Raw genomic sequence first — 17,708 nt, 5'->3', positions numbered from 1 at the left:
GTGGCCGGGCTTACTCCTTGATTGGACCCGACGGGTCGGCGCTGCCGCAGGGTCCGCTGTGCGGACCGATGCCGCCCGCTGGGGCGATGACCAAGGCCAACCCAAGAGGCCTTGGCAGCGCTTCTGCTTGTATGACCCAGGCGCGGGCGGAGGCCCGCGGGCGGCCCCGCCGCCAGCCCCTCACCCCCGCTCGATCAACACATAAGGCGCCCAATACCGCGGATTCGCGCGCACCGGATCATCGCCCCCGAGCCACTCGCGCTGGGTGGCGCGCAGCGCTGCGGCTGGGTCGGCAATGCCCGCGGGCGTCAGCCAGCGCTGGTAGACGGCGCGCATGAAGTCCCGGGCCAGCGGGTCGTTCAGGGTCCACTGGGTCATCAGCACATGACGGCTGCCGGCGAGTTGGAAGGCGCGCACCAGACCATAGGCGCCCTCGCTGACATCCACCCGCCCCTGGCCGGTGTTGCAGGCGGAGAGGGTCACCAGGTCGGTCCCCTCCAGGTTCAGGTCCTGGGCCTCCAGGGCATAGAGAATGCCGTCGTCACCGCCCGCGTCGCGCCCGCCTTCGAGCCCGCGGTTGGCACCGGCGAGCGCCAGACCGGCCAGCGTCAGGGCGCGGTCCCGGCCGCCGACCGGGGCCGCGCCCGTGCCTGTTCCCGTGCCTGTTCCCTCCTGGGCGGCGAGAAAGAAGCCGTGGGTGGCCAGATGCAGCACCCGCGGGGCCGTGCGCCCCGGGGCGAGCCGGGTCTTGAGCCCGGTCTCGGTCGCCGCCGACCCGGTCAGCGGCTCCTTGCGCGGGGTGCGGTTGTCCGGCTCCCAGAAATAGTTCAGCACCTCCGCGACCTCGGGACCGGTATTCTCCAGCGCCTCGAAGCGCCCGCGCTCGGCGCGCAGCCGTTCGTTCATCGCGCCGACCGCGCCGCCCCCGTAGGATGGGTAGAGCGCAGCGAAACCCATCGCCCCCGCCGCGCCCGGCCCGCCCTCCCGCGCCGCCCCCGCCTCACCCTGCAAGCCCTCCCCATCCGCCCCCGACCGCCCCGGCGCTGCCCCCGTCCCACCCGGTCCCGGCGACACCCTGGCCGCGCCCGCCGCCCGCGGCCCCTCCGCGCCCGGCCCGGCCGCCTCCGCGAACCGTTCATAGTCGACCCCGCCGAGCGCCAGCATCCCGCCCGCGGGCGTGGCTGCACGCTCGAACGCCACCAGGTCGCGCCCGACCCTCACCGAGCGCAGTGCCTGACGCTCGATCCACCAGCGCCCGGCGGACGCCCCCGGCGCCCCCGCCGCCCCGGGCTCCTCGGCCGGCACCCGCAGGCGCGCGAAGGCGACCAGGTCCAGCACCCCGTCCGGGGCCAGGAACAGGGTCTGGTAGCGGGCGAGTTCGCGGTCGATGGGTCCGAACAGGGTCTGATAGAGCGCGGCGGCGGCCGCCGCGTCGCCGCCGCCCAGCGCGGCGAGCGCCGCCGCGCTGTCCGCCACCGCGCCTAAGTCCCAGAACCGCAGCGGCGGGGCCTCGCCCGTCCCGCCGGCCCAGTCGGCCGGCGGCTCGGCCGGCAGCAGCAGGGCGAGCCAATGGGGCTCGCCGTACTTGCCGGTCTTGAAGTCGAACGGGCTGAAGGCGCGCAGTTCCAGCAGTGCCGCGCCCGTCGGCAGGGCTGACTGCACCGACTCCCACTCCACCCCGCGGCGTGCCTGCTGTCCGCGGAAGGTGCGGCTCAGTTGCGCCAGCGCGACCTCCAGCCGGCCGACCTCGGCGCCGGCCTGCTCCAGCGCGGTGCGATGGGACTCGCGCTGGGCCGCGTTCATCTTCTCCAGCGACAGGCCCGTCAGGCGCGCGAGCTCGGCCCGGGCGCCGCGCAGCGACCCGGCCAGTTCGACCACCCGCGGGTCCTGGCTGGTGCGGGCCAGCCGGACCACCACCGACTCCTCGTCGGCGGCCAGACGCTTCCAGCGCAGCAGCACGTCGGCCGCGAGCCCACGGGCCTCCGGGTCGCGCGGGTGGGCCAGTGCCAGGGTGAAGACGATGTGTTGGAGACGCGACTCCGCGGCGAGCCGGGCGAGGCGCACGGACTCCTGCTCGGTGCTGGCCAGTTCCTGGGCGACCAGACCGCGCATACGTTCGTCCAGTGTGCGCAGTTGACGCAGTGCCGCGCCGGTGCGGTCCTGGTTGACCAGCAGCACGGCCAGGTTGAGTTGGGTGGTGATTGTCTGCGGATGCCCGGCCCCCAGCACCCGCTCGTTGGCCGCCAGGGCGCGGCGGTAGAGCGGCTCGGCCTCGTCGAAGCGGCCTTGCGAGTCGTACAGGGCGGCCAGGTTGTTGACGCTCCCGAGGGTATCGGGATGCTCGGCCCCCAGCACCCGCTCGCGGGCCGCCAGTGCCCGGCGGGACAGCGGCTCGGCCTCGCCGAAGCGGCCTTGTGACTGGTACAGCAAGGCCAGGTTGTTGACGCTCCCGAGGGTATGGGGATGCTCGGGTCCCAACACCCGCTCGCTGGCCGCCAGCGCCCGGCGGTAGAGCGGCTCGGCCTCGCCGTAGCGGCCTTGGGACTTGTATAGGAAGGCCAGGTTGTTGACGCTTATGAGGGTGCGGGGATGCTCGGCCCCCAACACCCGCTCGCGGGCCGCAAGGGCGCGGCGGTAGAGCGGCTCGGCCTCGCCGTAGCGGCCTTGGGACTGGTACAGGCTGGCCAAGTTGTTGACGCTCGAGAGGGTCTGGGGATGCTCGGCCCCCAGCACCCGCTCGCGGGCCGCAAGGGCGCGGCGGTAGAGAGGCTCGGCCTCGCCGTAGCGGCCTTGGGACTCGTACAGGTTAGCCAGATTGTTGATGCTTTGGAGGGTATCGGGATGCTCGGCCCCCAGCACCCGCTCGCTGGCCTCCAGTGCGCGGCGGTAGAGCGGCTCCGCCTCGCCGTAGCGGCCCTGTGCCTGGTAAAGGAAGGCCAGGTTGTTCACGCTCCCGAGGGTATCGGGATGCTCGGCCCCCAGCACCCGCTCGCGGGCCTCCAGTGCGCGGCGGTAGAGCGGCTCCGCCTCGCCGTAGCGGCCCTGTGCCTGGTAAAGGAAGGCCAGGTTGTTCACGCTCGTGAGGGTATCGGGATGCTCGGCCCCCAGCACCCGCTCGCGGGCCTCCCGTGCGCGGCGGTAAAGCGGCTCGGCTTCGTCGTAGAGGCCTTGGGACTCGTACAGGTTAGCCAGATTGTTGATGCTTTGGAGGGTATCGGGATGCTCGGCCCCCAGCACCCGGTCCGCATAGTCCAGCGTGAGCTTCGCCAGCTTGGCCGCGACAGCGTAGTCGCCTTTTCCATCCAGGGCGACAACGCGGTCATTCAGCGCACCGATTACCGCGCTCGCATCCGGCTCGGCGCCGTCGCGCTCGCGCAGCCGTGTCCGCACCTGCTCAATGACCGCATCGGCATCGGCGGCGGGCTCGGCGGCGGTCGGGCCGGGGGCGATCGGGACGGCGGCGACGAGCAGGGCCAGCAGGGCGGCGGACGCAAGGCGACGGCGGGACATCGGGACCTCCGTTAAGGATGTTCGGGCGTTTGGTGTCCGGTGGGGTGGCGGAAGCGCCGCACCTTCCACCCGACTCGCTACTCACTACTCGCACCCCCCCACCACCGGGCTCAGCCGCGCGACATCGAGGTTCTCCCAGGGCACCAGCGCGACCACCGGCGGCCCCTGGGGCTCGGGCTTGATGAGCACGAGCAGGCTCGCGGTCTGCACCAGCAGGCGCCACTCGGCGTCGGGGCTGGGGTCGGGGGTGCCCGGCGGCGGGGACTCGCGGGCCAGGCCGGCGGCCAGGGCGGCGATGGCGGGGCCGCGGTCGGCCTGGGGGACGAGCCCGACCCGCGCCCGCGGCAGACAGCGGAAGCCGTGGTCGCGATGGGCGACGAAGCGGTCATCGGCCGCGCGGGCGCCCAGGGTGTAGGCGAGGGCGAACAGCAGGATCAGCACCAGGGGCAGGCCGTAGACCCCGCGGCGCCGCACGGTCGGCGGGACCAGGGTCCACAGCGGCCAGACGGCGAGCGCGGGCAGGAGCAGGACCCAGTGCGAGCGCAGCACCCAGTAACCGTACATCAGCACGGTCTCGACCGGCAGGTCCAGGCCGTTCAGCCCCAGGTCGAAGCGGGCGTACCAGCGGTAGGCGTAGGACCAGCCGGCGGCATAGAGCCAGGCGAGGACGAGGCCGGTGATCCAGGCGAGATCAGGGAGCGGGAGCCGGGGGGCGGGTGCGCCGGGCGCGGGCTCAGCGGCCATGGGTGGTCTCCGGGACCGGGCGGGCGGCCGACGGCGCTGGGCCTGGGGGCGCGGGCGTCGCGCCCGCGGGCCGGCCGGCGGCCGGCGCTCCCGGGGCCGCGGCATCGGTGACTTGGCCGTCGGCGTCCGCGCCATCGCCGTCGGTGCGGGGAAGCCCGTCCTTGTCCGGCGCCGAGCCCGACGCGCGGGTCGCCCTCGGCGCCGGGCAGTCGCCGCTGCCGGGGCTAAGCTCGCGGGCGATGTCGGTGACCTCGATCAGGACCGGCCTGGGCGCGCGTCGGTCGATCAGTTCCTTCGCGGGCGCACGGCGGCACAGGACGAAGGCGCGGCCGGTGACGCCGGAGCGCTCGCGCTCGCAGTCGATCCAGAGCGCGTCATCGCTGTCCTCGACACAGAAACCGGGCGCGGCGGTCGCCGCGGGGGCGAGCGCGGGCAGGAGCGCCAGCGCGAGCCAGATGCGTGTGCGTGCCTGGTGGGCCATGGGTGCGCGTCCTCGGTGTCCGTCGCTATGGGCGGGGCTCGCCGCAGGCATCTTGTCCGCGCGCCCGGACGTCCCGCCAGTTCCTGCCAAGGATACGCCTCGGGCAAACCCCGATGAAGCCTTGTTGGGTCAGGTCAGCATCCAGTCAATGACGGCGAATTGCCATGATGATCGCTTGCCGTCATGCTCAAGACCCGGATCCAACGCCCTGACGACCTTTTCAGACGAATACCAGCCATGCTCGACGACCAGCGGATGGCCGCCTGAGCGCAAACCGCGACCCGGTGCGACAATGCCTCGATCCTGCGCCTTCCTCACCATCCCGAGCCTCGCCGGCTTCTTCAGCGACGACCACCTGGTCCATGGGCCCCTGGCCGCGGCCGGCTGGCGCCTGGAGTCGATCCCCTGGCGCCAGGGGCAGGTCGACTGGGGTCGCTTCGATCTGGTCCTGATCCGCAGCACCTGGGACTACTACCATGACCCTGAGGCCTTCCTCGCCACCCTGGCGAAGATCGACCACTCCGGGACCTGCCTGCAAAACGACCTGCGTCTGGTGCAGTGGAATCTGCGCAAGACCTACCTACGTGACCTCGAAACGGCCGGCATCCCCATAGTCCCGACCCACTGGGGCGAGGGGCTCGATCGGGACGGGCTGGATGGTCTTTTCGACGCCCTGCGGACGGCCGAGCTGGTCCTCAAACCAGTGGTGAGCGCGGGGGCGCACGATACCTTCCGGCTGCGTCGCGATTCCCCGCCCCAGGTCCTGGCCCAGGCCGTGGGCACCTTCGCGCGGCGTCCCTTCATGGCCCAGCCGTTCCTGGACACCATCGTGCGCGAAGGGGAGTATTCGGTCTTCTTCTTCGCCGGGGTCTACAGCCACACCGTGCTCAAGCGGCCCAAGCCCGGTGACTTCCGGGTCCAGGAGGAGCACGGCGGGCGGCTCCGCGCCATCGCGCCCGCGGCCCGGCTGCTGGCCCAAGCCGGCACCGTCGTTGCGTCGCTCGCGCAGCCGCCGCTCTACGCCCGGGTCGATCTGGTGCGCGGGTCCGATGGCGGCTTCCTGCTGATGGAACTCGAGTTGATTGAGCCGTCGCTCTATTTTCGCACCGACCCCGCGGCGCCTGGGCGCTTCGTTCAGGCGCTCGACCGCTGGTCGAGCCTGCGCGACACCGGCCTCGATCATAATTCCGGCCGTAGGGTGGACAAGCGCTAGCGCAGTCCACCGAATCCCGTGCCGTTGTTGGTGGACTGCGCTGCGCTTGTCCACCCTACGCTGCCGCGTGGCCGGAGCTATGACCAAGGCCCGCGACATCCTTACCGGTCAGTGCCGGGTCACCACCATGGCGTTTCTGACTGGAGATCAGATCGAAAGGAGAGACGCACCATGTCGACCACCATCATCCTCGCCGAGTTCCAGGCCATGGTCCGCCAGGGACTTGTTGCCCTCTTCCAGCGTGAAGAGGACGTCAGCGTACTCGGCCAGGCCGCCGACGGCGACACGGCCTGGCAACTCATCGTGCAGTATCACCCGGCGGTGGCGATCCTCGACATCGCCTTATCCGGAATCCACGGTATCGGGCTCGCCCGCCGAATCGAGGAGGCGGCGCTGAACACCCGGGTCGTCCTGCTCACCATGAACAGCGATCCCCGCGCGGTGCTTGAGGCCGAACAGGCCGGGGTCGCCGGCTATGTGCTGAAGAACAGCACCTTTGAGGAATTGTCCCTCGCCCTGCGCACGGTTGCGGGGGGTGGGACCTTCATGACTCCAGCGGTGCGCCGCAGCCTTCGCGATCTCCAGCGAAACGGCCAGCCGGCGGGCACCCTGACCCCTCGGGAGCGCACGATCTTGCGCTTGATCGCCCACGGCAAGAGCAGCAAGGAGATCGCCCGGGTCCTCGAAATCAGTCCCCGCACCGTGGATACCCACCGCAACCGGTTGATGAATAAATTGGATCTGCATTCGGTCGCGAACGTGGTGCGGTGGGCGGTACTGGAAGGTTTGGCCGTGTAGATCCCGGTCGGCCCGTTCTCGGAGGCAGCATCTGCTTTCAGCCGGGCGGGTCCAGGCGGCGTCGGGTCGGCTGCCGTAAGCATATTTGCGTACTCCCTTCTACGTTGAGAGGCGTAGTTACATCTCGTCGCGCGCAACTTAGTCTAGCGATGGGCGTTCGTTTGAGCCCCCATGGGGATGAACGGCCCCCGCCGTTGCGTCGTTTGCCGATGTTTCAGGGCCTGACGTCGGAATGGCCCGCCGCGCTTTGAAACGCGGTCGGGAGCGGACAGCGCGCAGCACCTGGCAGGGCATCCGCAAGGGAGCGCAACCTGTCAATCAAGCCTAAGCACACAGTGAGAACAAAGATGCATATACCAGCAGCGAAGACGTATCACCTGATCCTTCTCGTCGGCGGACTTGGCCTCGGTGCGAGTGCCGATGCGACGATCGCCTTGATAGGCAGTTACGGACTGGGCGAGCCGAACAGTATCGGCACCACTTCAAATCCCCAGTATTACGGTTTCGCACCCTTGAAAGACAGTGCCGGTACACCAAATGATTTCACCCGTTACCAATACGGCGGCGAGCCCATTCCCAGTATTCAGACGACTGGCTTGGCCGCCCCCGGCAGCACCGCAGCGATTCAATTGATTCAAGCGGCCTGGATCGCAAACGCGGGATGGACGGGTACCACCGCCACTTACGGTTTGACCGACGACTGGGCGGCGCAGCTCTGGGTGAAGGTGCCGGAAGTACCCGAAGTCAACCAAAGCTACCTGCTGTTCAGCACCAATGAAGAGGCCGCCAACGCCGTTACTCTGGAAGTGAACAAGGGCAGCATCAACCTGATCCAGGGTGCCTCCGCTGCCACGCGTATGATCGGTTTCGCATACTCGCCGGACGAGTGGTTCAGGGCGACGCTGATCTCCTACGACGGCACCGTCGCGCTCTACCAGGATGACCAAAGGTACGCGGTTGCGACGACCACCAGCTTTGCCCACGCGTTGAATAGCCTGATGCTGAGTATCGGGCCTACCGGGCCGGGCCTGAGAGGCGGTAGCGGTACCTACGATGAACTGCGGGTCTGGAGTTTCGACCACACCACGGACAGCCTCGGCGAAGTCGTCGACATTACAGTGCCGGAACCTGCATCGACCGCGCTGATGGGAATCGGCGTCTTGGGTCTCCTCCTGCGGCGGCGGCGTCCGGCCTGAGCACTGCGTTCATTGACAGGCCCCGGGGGGCTACCCCCCGCGCGGGGGCTGTGGGGGGCTGGTCCGGCCCCGCACGCTCAGGCCGGTGCCTTGCCGATCCGGAGCACCTCCAGGACCAGGACGCGGCGGCTGCCAGGCGCGCGCCGCGCTTGCAGCGGGTACCGCCGCGGCCGACGGCGAACCGTCGACGGGCTCGTGCGGTGCCTCCTTCCCCGCCCACACCCGCTACAATCGCAGGCTTCGCGCAGGCACTCGACCTGCCCCACGTCCGCCCGGCGCCGCCGGGTCCTTGCGAGGTGACCATGCCCGGCTTGCTCCCCGACGTCGATCCCGACGGCCTGCTCGAATACTCGGTGGTCTTTACCGACCGTTCGCTCAACCACATGTCCCAGGCCTTCCAGGGCGTGATGCGTGACCTGTCCGCCATGCTGAAGACCGTGTATCAGGCCCAGGCCGTGGCGATCGTGCCCGGCGGCGGCACCTTCGGCATGGAGGCCGTGGCGCGCCAGTTCGCCACCGGGAAGAAGGTGCTGGTGCTCCGCAACGGCTGGTTCAGCTTCCGCTGGACGCAGATCTTCGACATGGGCGCGATCCCGGCCGAATCCGTGGTGCTCAAGGCGCGGCGGGTGGCCGAGTCCCCGCAGTCACCCTTCGCCCCGGCGCAGCTTGGGGAGGTCGTGAGCGCGATTCGCGATTACCGGCCGGATCTGGTCTTTGCGCCGCACGTCGAGACCTCGTCCGGCATCATCCTGCCCGACGGTTACCTGAGCGCCGTGGCCGAGGCGGTGCACGCGGTCGGCGGTCTCTTCGTGCTCGACTGTGTCGCCTCGGGCGCCATCTGGGTGGACATGCAGGCGATCGGGGTCGACATCCTGATCAGCGCCCCGCAAAAGGGGTGGACCAGTTCGCCCTGCGCCGCGCTGGTGATGCTGAGCCCCCTGGCCCGCGAGCGCATCGAGGCCACCACCAGCACCAGCTTCGCCGGCGACCTCAAGAAATGGCTCCAGATCATGGCCGCCTATGAGGCCGGCGGCCACGCCTATCACGCCACTCTGCCCACCGACTCCCTGGCGCAACTGCGCGATATGATGAAAGAGACCGCGGCCTATGGCTTTGAGAAGCTGCGCGCGGAGCAATGGGAACTGGGGCGGCGGGTGCGTGCCCTGCTGGAATCGCGCGGCATCCGCAGCGTGGCGGCGGAGGGTTTCCAGGCGCCGGGCGTGGTGGTGAGCTATACGACCGACGATGGCCTCGCCACCGGCGCCAAGTTTGTCGCCGTCGGCCTGCAAAGCGCCGCCGGTGTGCCGTTACAGTGCGACGAGCCGGCTGATTTCAAGAGCTTCCGCATCGGGCTCTTCGGGCTCGACAAGCTGCACGATTGCGAGCGGACGGTGGCGAATCTGGAGCGGGGGCTGGATTTGGTGCTTTGAGGGCTTGCCGCACCGAGTCATCTGTCCGTCGCTCCGCCGGCTGCGCTTTGCGCTCGTGGCGCCGCTCCAGCGGTGTCACGCCTGTCTCAGGCGCTCTGCGCCTCGAGGGCCATTGGTTGAAATGAGGATCACGGCCGATCATGTTTGACTCCCTGAAGGTTCAAGGCTTTCGCGCCTTCAACTCGTTCGAGCTTCCCGGGCTGACGCGCGTCAATCTCCTGGTCGGCAAGAATAACGCCGGCAAGACATCCCTCCTCGATGCGGTCGAAATGGCCGCGTTGGGTGGGCGTATCAGCTCGTTGCTGGGAAGTCTCGCGCGGCGGGGCGAAGTTTCATTCGAATCGGTGGATGAGCAGGTTCGGCGCGACCTGGGTGTCTGCCACCTTTTTTGGGGTCACCGGATACAGGAGAACGCCTACTTCGAGGTGACTGCCTGTACCGGCTCTATTGAACGCAAGGTTCGCTGTGAGGTCCAGCGAAGTCAGAGAGAACAGAATCAACTCTACCTTCTGGCTATGCAACCCGATCCGGGGCCGCCCCTGGACATCGTCCTCATTGGTCCGGACAACCCAAATGGCATCCCGGACCTTCCCTTGTCGGCGCGTGGCTCGGTTCCTGAGTACCGTCGTAGTGGCACCTCCCCGCACCTGCTTGGGCAGGCGAATGTCTGGTTTCTCGACACCGCAGGCGTGGACCTGAACGTTCTGCGGGCACTCTGGGATCCACTCGTGCTCACGCCGGAGGAAGAAAAGGTCATTTTTGCCATACGGATGCTTGAACCAACGATTGAGCGGCTCGCCTTCACAGGCCACCCCACCTCGTCTGAGAGTGCCGCGTTCGTGAAGTTGACCGGGGAAGTGCAGCGAATACCCCTGGGCAGTCTCGGCGACGGGATCAAGCGGTTGCTCGCCCAGGCGATCTGCCTGGCTCGTGCGGCCGGTGGCGTGCTATTGATCGACGAGATCGATACCGGACTCCACTACACGACGTTGGAAGCCATGTGGCGATTCGTCATCGAGTCCGCCCGGCGCCTCGATGTCCAGGTCTTTGCCACTTCTCACAGCGGCGACTGTATCCGCGCTCTGGCCTGGCTCCAGACCGACGCCCCCGAACTGGCGGCGGACATCTCGGTGCATCGGATCGACCGCACCGCAACCGCCGCGGTCCGCTATTCGGCGGCGGACATCGAAATCGCCGCGCGTCACCATATCGAGGTGCGGGGATGACCGCGGCCAAGGTGAAGCCGAACGCGCCCCATCGCCTGATCGTCGAGGGGCGAGATGATCAGTGGTCGATCATCGAACTGACTGCCAAACACGGCTGGGACTGGGATAACCCCGGGCCGCATTATCCCTATATCGATGATGCCAAAGGCGATACGCTCGCACTGGAAGCCCTGCCAGTGACATTGCGCTCCTGCCGGCGGGTCGGGATCGTCTTGGATGCAGACCTCGCAGTTGGAGACCGGTGGCAGTCGCTCTGTGATCGCCTGACCGGTTCGGGTTTCCCGCTTCCGGATCTGCCCGACCCGGCAGGTGCAGTGGCAGCAGCGGCGGATGGTCGGCGCCTGGGTGTCTGGCTCATGCCAGACAACCAGAATCCGGGCAAGTTGGAAGACTTCCTCGCCCTCTTGGTTCCGCCAGACGATCCGTGCTGGGCCTGGTCGCAGGAGAGCACCATGCGTGCCAGTCAACTCGGCGCTGGATTCGCGCAGACCGACTTCATCAAGGCGCGCATCCATACCTGGCTTGCCTGGCAGGAGGAGCCCGCGCTGCCCTTCGGCACTGCGATCCGGGGCGCGACCTTTGCCCATGATGCCGATGCAGCACGTCGGTTCGTGGCTTGGATGGAGCGGTTGTTCGTCTGATTCATCGACGCAGTAGCGCGAACTCCGGGACCGACGCGTTTTGTTGCCGAGACTGTGAACCTAGTCTGTCCCTGATCAGCTAGGGTGGCAAACGCGACGAGCACTGATTAGCGGTCGTCGTCTGCATCAATCGACGGCCCATCACTGTCTCTCGCTCCACCAGCGCAGGGCTGATCAGTCAGAGTGATAACTCCATCGGCGCCGCGGCATTTGAAAACGCTTGCTGATTTCGAGGGGTGATCCGGTGCCGCGACGAAGTCGGGCGCCTTAACCTGGGCTGGCGCCGTAACCCGGGCCGGTGCCGCAACTTGGCCCCAACAGTTGGCGGGCTGATCGTTTATCGCGACCCAGAACCGAGAGTTGTCCGGGATATTTCCAAAAGCCCAAAAATTCCATCCGCCATGGCCATCGTGGAACTCCGCCATGCGATAACCCGCTCCGAGTTGCGCGCTGCAGATGTCATCGGCATTACTTGGGCTCTGCAACGTCGTGCCGATGACCGGGGCGGTCAGGGCGATGGTCCCGTCGGCCCAACCTTCATAATACTCCTTGGGCATCGCGTGAGCTGAACCGGTAATCTCATAGGGCGGCCTGGGCGAATGGTCTACCTTCAGGCATAGAATGGGGCGCGCCTCCAGGCAACTGGTGTCTCCGTGGTAGGCGTCACAGCCGCCGCATCCCACAAAGTCAATCTGCAGGTCATTCAAATGACGCAGCTTCCCCCAGGTCAACCCCTTTTGTGCACTCTGGTCAGCGGGCAGGCCCGGCGAGAAAATCCAGGCAGCGGCCAGCAGGATGATCGCACTCGCATGTGCAGGCGTCGAATCCGGCAATAGCTTCATTATCTATAGACCTTCGATCATTAAATACGTTTCTGCGAAGTAGCCCGTAACCCGCCATCTTTGGCTTTGGTGCCTGCCGTTCGGCACCGCGATCCGGGGCGTGACCTTTGCCCAGAATGCCGATGCGGCACGCCGGTCTGTGGCTTGGAAGGAGCGGCTATTCGGTTGATTCATCAAGGAGGATTCCGAAGTCAGGGACCGAGTTCTCGATGTCTGATCAGCCGAGACTGTGAACGGTTGCGAGTTCATTCCCAACCGGCAACTTTGCAAAAGCGACCGCCGAGCAGCTGCCCGATTAGCCATTTTTCAGGGCGTCCGGCGCCCGTTAAACCACTCAACCTTGCCTGCGATCCGCCTCCCACCCCTTGCAGGCGAGCGCGATGTAACGCGGAACCGGTCGGGCGCCGGTCCCATAGGCGCTGACCGTGCGGGGTGTGAGGCCCAGGGCGGCGGCGGCCTGGGTGAGCGACAGGCCGTGGCGGGAGCGCCATTGCACGAAGGTGCGGGTGTTCTCGTCCGGCGCCTGTTGTGCTTGCACGTCCAGCCAGAGGGTGTCGGCGCCGATCTGGATGTCAAAATCCGGCCAGACGACGGCCCAGCCTTCACCGGGGATGACCGTGGCCCCGGCGAAGGCGGCGGCCTCCCGCAGTGGGGCAAGCCCTGGGGAGGCATCGAGCAGCGGCGTGAAATCGAGTGTGTAGGTGCTGCCGTCGATGAATGTCAGGCGCAGCCGGTGTCCGGCCAGTGGCTCGGCACTGGTCAGGCGGGGGCGTTTCATGGATGCCATCGGTGCCATTCCTCCAACAGTTCGTCGCGGTGCGCGGCGACCCAGGCCAAGACCTCTGCTTGCAGCCCACGGGGCCATCGGCCCTCCGTCTCCAGGGTGGCAAGATCAATGCAAACGTCGAAATTGCCCCCGACCAGATGGACGTGGGCCGGGGCGTGGTCCCGTTCCCGCAGTTCAAGCCGGTACTTTCCGCGAAAGCGGTGCTTGCTTGTCATACGACAATGGTATAGGCATCATTTCCAGAGGGCAAGGCGCTAACGCCACCCTCGCGTTGTACCGCGCGACCAGCAGGCGCCGGAAGTTTGCGCACTGCGGTGCCGTTCTTGATGCCTGACCAGCCGAGGCTGTGAACGGCTGCGATTTGATGCCCAGCCAGCAACGTTGCAAAATCAGCCGGGAAGTTCTCGTCAAGCAGGATGCGCATCTGCGGCAATCTATTCATAGGCGGCATCAAGGACCGCGATGGCCTGGGTGCGCTTGACGGACGGGAATTGGTGCAGGAACTCTTCCAGGGTATCACCGCCCTCCAAGTAGTCGAACAGCGAGCGTACCGGCACGCGTGTGCCTACGAATACCGGTGTTCCGCTGAGTATCTCCGGATCACGATGCGTGACATTGGTGAGTGAGATCATATGGAATCTCCGGGTTGGCCGCAGCGGATGCATCGCGCTGACGGATTCGATGTCTGCCCCCGATTAGCACCCGATTAGCACTGTCCCCGATTAGTTCCCGATTAGCTCTGTTGTAGGCCGGACGGGGCATTCGCCCCGTCCGAAACGTTTCTCCGGAACGCCCGGCTTGTGCCAGCGGGCGGTCACGCAGAAAACGTTCGGGACGGGGTGAATACCCCGTCCCGCTTTCAGAATACGGCGACTACTTTTGCGCGCCGCGCTTCTTAATTAGGTCAGTGAGCTGCTTGGCGTAGAGGTTGGCTTTTTCCTGGGTGTTGCAGTCCCCAGACTTCACACGCTCCACGATGACACCTTCGTCCAGAAACGGCTTAACGCGATAGTGAGCGTCTGCTGGGCTCTCGCTGTGAGAGATCGGTCCATCAACCTCCACAAATACCACGACGCCATCCTTGATCAGAACAAAGTCAGGCTCGACGCGGGAGAAGGATGCGCCACCCCGAATAAACACCGGAAGGGGCGCCACCGGGATTCCCGTTGCCTTGAGAGCCTTATATAGAAGAACCTCTGGCTTGGATCGAAAGAGTAGACCCTCGAATTCAAGCTTAGCCACATTCTGACTGTGCGCACGGCCCTGGTTGTTTACATCGGAACCCTTGACCGCGGCAGCGATGTTCTCACGCCACTCCGGATCACGAATGGTCTCCTACTCCTAACGACATTTCGGGGGAGGAACACGCAATAAACCGCGGGGTCCCTATAGTGGAGCAACGCTCGTAGCTCGCAGGGCGATCCGCCAACGGGGGGCTTGACCGAGGTAGTCGGCGGAACCTCCCGCGGAGCTCCGCCCTACGCCGCCGTCCGCACGATCAACGACTCCACCACCCACCGCAACGGATCGGCCCGCGCGGGAAAGACGGACACGGCGGTCAACGCATCGGTCAGCAGGTTATGCGCCATCTCCTTGGCCTCGGCCAGCCCGACCACCGAGGGGTAGGTGGACTTGGCAAGGTCCTGGTCGCGCCCGCGGGTCTTGCCGGTGATGGTGGTCTCGGCGGTCACGTCGAGCACGTCGTCCTGGATCTGGAAGGCCAGCCCGACGCACTTGGCATAGCGGTCCAGGCGGGCGGCGTGGTCGGTGTCGACCGGGCCGTTGGCGAGCAGCGCCAGGCGGATGGCGGCGCGGATCAGGGCGCCGGTCTTGTGGATGTGGATGTGCTCCAGCATCACGCGATCGAGGTGCTTGCCCTCGGCTGCCAGATCCAGGGCCTGACCGCCGGCCATGCCGCGGGAGCCGCTGGCCTGGGCCAGGGCGGCGACCATGGCGATGCGGGCGGTGGCGTTGAGATCCGTGGCCTCGGCCAGGGTCTCGAAGGCGAGCGTCTGCAGGGCATCGCCGGCAAGGATCGCGGTCGCCTCGTCGAAGGCCTTGTGACAGGTGGGTCGGCCGCGGCGCAGTGCGTCGTCGTCCATGGCCGGCAGGTCGTCATGGATCAGGGAGTAGGCGTGGATCAGCTCCACGGCGGCGGCCGGGCGGTCCAGCAGCGCTGGGGAGACCCCCAGGGCCTCCCCGGCGGCATAGCACAGCAGCGGGCGGATGCGCTTGCCGCCGGTCAGTACGCTGTAGCGCATGGCCTCGTGGAGCCGTGCGGGCTCGATCTGGGGGGCCGGCAGCAGGCGTTCGAGGGTGGCCTGGACGCGCGCGACACAGCGCGCGCGAAAGGCGTCCAGTGCTTGTTCAGTCATGGATGGTCCAGGGGGGCGGTGACGGGGGCCTTGGGGGTGGTGAAGGGCTCGGGCACGGCGTCCGGGCGGCCTTCGGTGAGGATGCGGACCCGTTGCTCGGCGCCCTCCAGGGCGGCCCGGCAGGCGCGCGTGAGGGTCACGCCGCGCTCGAAGGCGGTCAGGGACGCCTCCAACGTCAGGTCGCCCTTCTCCAGGGCGGCGACGATCGCCTCCAGTTCGCCTAGGGATTGCTCGAACGGGGGCGGGGAGGGTTCTGCGACTTTCTTCATGGGGTTTGCATCAGGGTTTCAAACTACGGTAGCGTACCGCGGTTTGACGGTCAAACCGACGGCTTTCGCGTCCCCGAACCAGGCGCGTCCCGTCACACCTCGGCCGCCGCCCATTCGCTACCTAAGGATCAGCCACAGGCCCATGACAGGCAACTACGACGCCTCAGCGATCGAGGTCTTAAGCGGCCTCGACCCGGTGCGCAAGCGCCCGGGGATGTACACCGACACCACCCGCCCCAACCACCTGGCGCAAGAGGTCATCGACAACAGCGTCGACGAGGCCCTGGCCGGCCATGCCCGCAGCATTGAGGTCGTGCTCTTCGCCGACGGTTCGCTGGAGGTGGCCGATGACGGGCGCGGGATGCCGGTCGATATGCACCCGGAGGAGGGGATGCCCGGGGTGGAGGTGATCCTGACCAAGCTCCACGCCGGCGGCAAGTTCGGCGGCGGGAGCTACCGCTTCTCCGGCGGCCTGCACGGCGTGGGCGTGTCCGTGGTCAACGCGCTCTCCGAGCGCCTGGAGGTCTGGGTGCGCCGCGGGGGACAGGAATACCAGATGACCTTCGCCCACGGGGACAAGGCGAGCGCGTTGCGGCCGGTCGGCACCGTCGCGCGCGGGCGCACCGGGACCCGGCTGCGTTTCTGGCCGGACCCCAAGTATTTCGACACCCCCAAGTTCGCCCCCAAGCCGCTCATTCACCTGTTGCAGGCCAAGGCCGTCCTGTGCCCGGGGCTGACCGTGCGATATCGCGACGAGGCGGCGGCGGACGAGCGCGAGTGGTGCTACGAGGACGGGCTCAAGGACTATCTGGTCCAGACCCTGGGCGGCTGCGAGACGGTGCCCGCCGTGCCCTTCGTCGGCGACATGGAGGGCACCAACGAGGCGGCCAGTTGGGCCCTGGCCTGGACTCCGGAGGCGGGTGAGCCGGTGACCGAGAGCTATGTGAACCTGATCCCGACGGTCCAGGGCGGCACCCACGTCAACGGTCTGCGCAGCGGGCTGACCGAGGCGGTGCGCGAGTTCTGCGAGTTTCGCAACCTGCTGCCGCGCGGCGTCAAGCTGGCCCCGGAGGACGTCTGGAACCGGCTCGCCTATATCCTCTCGGTCAAGCTCATCGACCCCCAGTTCTCCGGTCAGACCAAGGAGCGGCTGTCGTCGCGCGAGTGCGCCGCCTTCGTCTCCGGGGTGGTCAAGGACGCCTTGAGCCTGTGGCTCAACCAGCACACGGCGGAGGGTGAGCGGATCGCGGAACTGGCCATCACCGCCGCCCAGGCGCGGCTGCGGGCCGGGCGTACCGTCACCCGCAAGAAGATCACCGCGGGGCCGGCCCTGCCGGGGAAGCTCGCCGACTGCACCTCCACGGACCCGGACCGCAGCGAGCTCTTTCTGGTGGAGGGTGACTCCGCCGGCGGCTCCGCCAAGCAGGCGCGCGACCGGGAGTTTCAGGCCATCCTGCCGTTGCGCGGCAAGATCCTCAACACCTGGGAGGTGGACGCCGCGGAGGTGCTGGGCTCCCAGGAGGTCCACGACATCGCGGTGGCCATCGGGGTGGACCCGGGCAGCGATGATCTCACCCGGCTGCGCTTCGGCAAGGTCTGCATCCTGGCCGACGCGGACTCCGACGGGGCGCACATCGCCACGCTGCTCTGTGCCCTGTTCCTGAAGCACTTCCGACGCCTGGTCAGCGAGGGGCATGTGCACGTCGCCATGCCGCCGCTCTACCGGATCGATGTCGGCAAGCAGGTCTACTATGCCCTGGACGACGGCGAGAAGAAGGGCATCCTCGACCGGATCGAGGCCGAACGGATCAAGGGCAAGGTCAATGTCCAGCGCTTCAAGGGCCTGGGCGAGATGAACCCGGCGCAATTGCGCGAGACGACCATCCACCCGGACACCCGTCGGCTGGTGCAACTCACGATCGAGGCGACGGATGAGAGCACCAGCCTGCTCGACATGCTGCTCGCCAAGAAGCGCGCGGCGGACCGGCGTGCCTGGCTGCAGGAGAAGGGGGACCTGGCGGAGGTTTGAATAAGAGAATCGAACCGGCAAGGCACTAATGAAATTGGAGGTTTCCGTGGTGGTTCGATTCTCTTTATGATCTGGTGGATTCGGTTACCGAGTTCCAGCTTGGTAACGATGAAATGCACTAGAGTGGATCGTCCGCGAAGACCTCCGCGAGCGTGTGGGCATTGAGG

The 17,708-nt window shown here is 67.3% G+C and carries 18 protein-coding genes; 7 read left to right on the top strand and 11 right to left on the bottom strand.

Going from position 1 to position 17,708, the window contains the following annotated elements:
- Window positions 1-180 precede the first annotated feature (180 nt).
- The 3 genes from THSYN_RS23590 to THSYN_RS23580 form a co-directional block, all read right to left on the bottom strand.
- Window positions 181-3,510: a CHAT domain-containing protein gene (locus tag THSYN_RS23590; RefSeq protein ID WP_100921294.1), complete on the bottom strand. Its 3,330-nt coding sequence runs from the start codon at window positions 3,508-3,510 to the stop codon at window positions 181-183.
- Window positions 3,511-3,594: 84 nt separating this feature from the next.
- Window positions 3,595-4,254, bottom strand: a complete 660-nt coding sequence (locus THSYN_RS23585) for a hypothetical protein (protein ID WP_100921293.1) — start codon at window positions 4,252-4,254, stop codon at window positions 3,595-3,597.
- Window positions 4,244-4,735, bottom strand: coding sequence for a hypothetical protein (locus THSYN_RS23580; protein WP_100921292.1), 492 nt, complete (start codon window positions 4,733-4,735; stop codon window positions 4,244-4,246). Before THSYN_RS23580 ends, THSYN_RS23585 begins: the two co-directional genes overlap by 11 nt.
- Before the next feature lie 292 nt (window positions 4,736-5,027).
- Between THSYN_RS23580 and THSYN_RS23575 the strand changes: the two genes are divergently transcribed.
- From THSYN_RS23575 to THSYN_RS23550, 6 genes are all read left to right on the top strand, one after another.
- Window positions 5,028-5,948: an ATP-grasp domain-containing protein gene (locus THSYN_RS23575; RefSeq protein ID WP_100921291.1), complete on the top strand. Its 921-nt coding sequence runs from the start codon at window positions 5,028-5,030 to the stop codon at window positions 5,946-5,948.
- Between the two features lie 171 nt (window positions 5,949-6,119).
- Window positions 6,120-6,746 (top strand): LuxR C-terminal-related transcriptional regulator, encoded by a 627-nt coding sequence (locus THSYN_RS23570; protein WP_100921290.1) that lies wholly within the window; start codon window positions 6,120-6,122, stop codon window positions 6,744-6,746.
- Between the two features lie 347 nt (window positions 6,747-7,093).
- The gene (locus tag THSYN_RS23565) at window positions 7,094-7,942 is read left to right on the top strand and encodes a PEP-CTERM sorting domain-containing protein (protein ID WP_100921289.1); all 849 of its coding nucleotides are present in this window, start codon (window positions 7,094-7,096) and stop codon (window positions 7,940-7,942) included.
- A gap of 302 nt (window positions 7,943-8,244) precedes the next feature.
- Entirely contained in the window at window positions 8,245-9,372 is a 1,128-nt protein-coding gene (locus THSYN_RS23560) for an aminotransferase class V-fold PLP-dependent enzyme (protein ID WP_100921288.1), read from the top strand.
- Between the two features lie 140 nt (window positions 9,373-9,512).
- Window positions 9,513-10,598 (top strand): AAA family ATPase, encoded by a 1,086-nt coding sequence (locus THSYN_RS23555; RefSeq protein ID WP_100921287.1) that lies wholly within the window; start codon window positions 9,513-9,515, stop codon window positions 10,596-10,598.
- Window positions 10,595-11,239 carry a DUF3226 domain-containing protein gene (locus THSYN_RS23550; protein ID WP_100921286.1) on the top strand — a complete coding sequence of 215 codons (645 nt, stop codon included), beginning with the start codon at window positions 10,595-10,597 and terminating at the stop codon, window positions 11,237-11,239. The genes THSYN_RS23555 and THSYN_RS23550 overlap by 4 nt, the downstream gene beginning before the upstream one ends.
- A 107-nt stretch (window positions 11,240-11,346) precedes the next feature.
- Here the strand turns inward: THSYN_RS23550 and THSYN_RS23545 are convergent, their stop codons facing one another.
- The 8 genes from THSYN_RS23545 to THSYN_RS23515 all read right to left on the bottom strand — a co-directional run bounded on the left by THSYN_RS23545 (window position 11,347) and on the right by THSYN_RS23515 (window position 15,512).
- Complete coding sequence (locus THSYN_RS23545) at window positions 11,347-12,081, bottom strand: DUF4124 domain-containing protein (protein WP_100921285.1); 735 nt, start codon at window positions 12,079-12,081, stop codon at window positions 11,347-11,349.
- A gap of 334 nt (window positions 12,082-12,415) precedes the next feature.
- Window positions 12,416-12,859 carry a DUF2442 domain-containing protein gene (locus THSYN_RS23540; RefSeq protein WP_236848665.1) on the bottom strand — a complete coding sequence of 148 codons (444 nt, stop codon included), beginning with the start codon at window positions 12,857-12,859 and terminating at the stop codon, window positions 12,416-12,418.
- Window positions 12,856-13,083, bottom strand: a complete 228-nt coding sequence (locus tag THSYN_RS23535) for a DUF4160 domain-containing protein (protein ID WP_100921283.1) — start codon at window positions 13,081-13,083, stop codon at window positions 12,856-12,858. The genes THSYN_RS23540 and THSYN_RS23535 overlap by 4 nt, the downstream gene beginning before the upstream one ends.
- Complete coding sequence (locus tag THSYN_RS34270; RefSeq protein ID WP_157817887.1) at window positions 13,080-13,310, bottom strand: DUF5615 family PIN-like protein; 231 nt, start codon at window positions 13,308-13,310, stop codon at window positions 13,080-13,082. The genes THSYN_RS23535 and THSYN_RS34270 overlap by 4 nt, the downstream gene beginning before the upstream one ends.
- Window positions 13,303-13,500 carry a DUF433 domain-containing protein gene (locus THSYN_RS23530; protein WP_100921282.1) on the bottom strand — a complete coding sequence of 66 codons (198 nt, stop codon included), beginning with the start codon at window positions 13,498-13,500 and terminating at the stop codon, window positions 13,303-13,305. The genes THSYN_RS34270 and THSYN_RS23530 overlap by 8 nt, the downstream gene beginning before the upstream one ends.
- Before the next feature lie 241 nt (window positions 13,501-13,741).
- A complete protein-coding gene (locus tag THSYN_RS23525; protein ID WP_157817886.1) occupies window positions 13,742-14,110 on the bottom strand; it encodes a hypothetical protein in 369 nt (122 codons plus the stop codon).
- A 236-nt stretch (window positions 14,111-14,346) separates the two neighbouring features.
- Complete coding sequence (gene ispA / locus THSYN_RS23520; protein WP_100921280.1) at window positions 14,347-15,243, bottom strand: (2E,6E)-farnesyl diphosphate synthase; 897 nt, start codon at window positions 15,241-15,243, stop codon at window positions 14,347-14,349.
- Window positions 15,240-15,512 (bottom strand): exodeoxyribonuclease VII small subunit, encoded by a 273-nt coding sequence (locus THSYN_RS23515; protein WP_100921279.1) that lies wholly within the window; start codon window positions 15,510-15,512, stop codon window positions 15,240-15,242. The genes ispA and THSYN_RS23515 overlap by 4 nt, the downstream gene beginning before the upstream one ends.
- Window positions 15,513-15,654: 142 nt before the next feature.
- On the opposite strand from THSYN_RS23515, the gene parE reads away from it, so the two are divergent.
- Window positions 15,655-17,541 (top strand): DNA topoisomerase IV subunit B, encoded by a 1,887-nt coding sequence (gene parE / locus THSYN_RS23510; RefSeq protein WP_100921278.1) that lies wholly within the window; start codon window positions 15,655-15,657, stop codon window positions 17,539-17,541.
- Window positions 17,542-17,708 lie beyond the last annotated feature (167 nt).

The organism is Candidatus Thiodictyon syntrophicum, assembly GCF_002813775.1.
In the GTDB taxonomy this organism is placed as follows: domain Bacteria; phylum Pseudomonadota; class Gammaproteobacteria; order Chromatiales; family Chromatiaceae; genus Thiodictyon; species Thiodictyon syntrophicum.
Note: the sequence above shows the minus strand (reverse complement) of the source record. Positions and strands in the feature narration are given on the sequence as shown.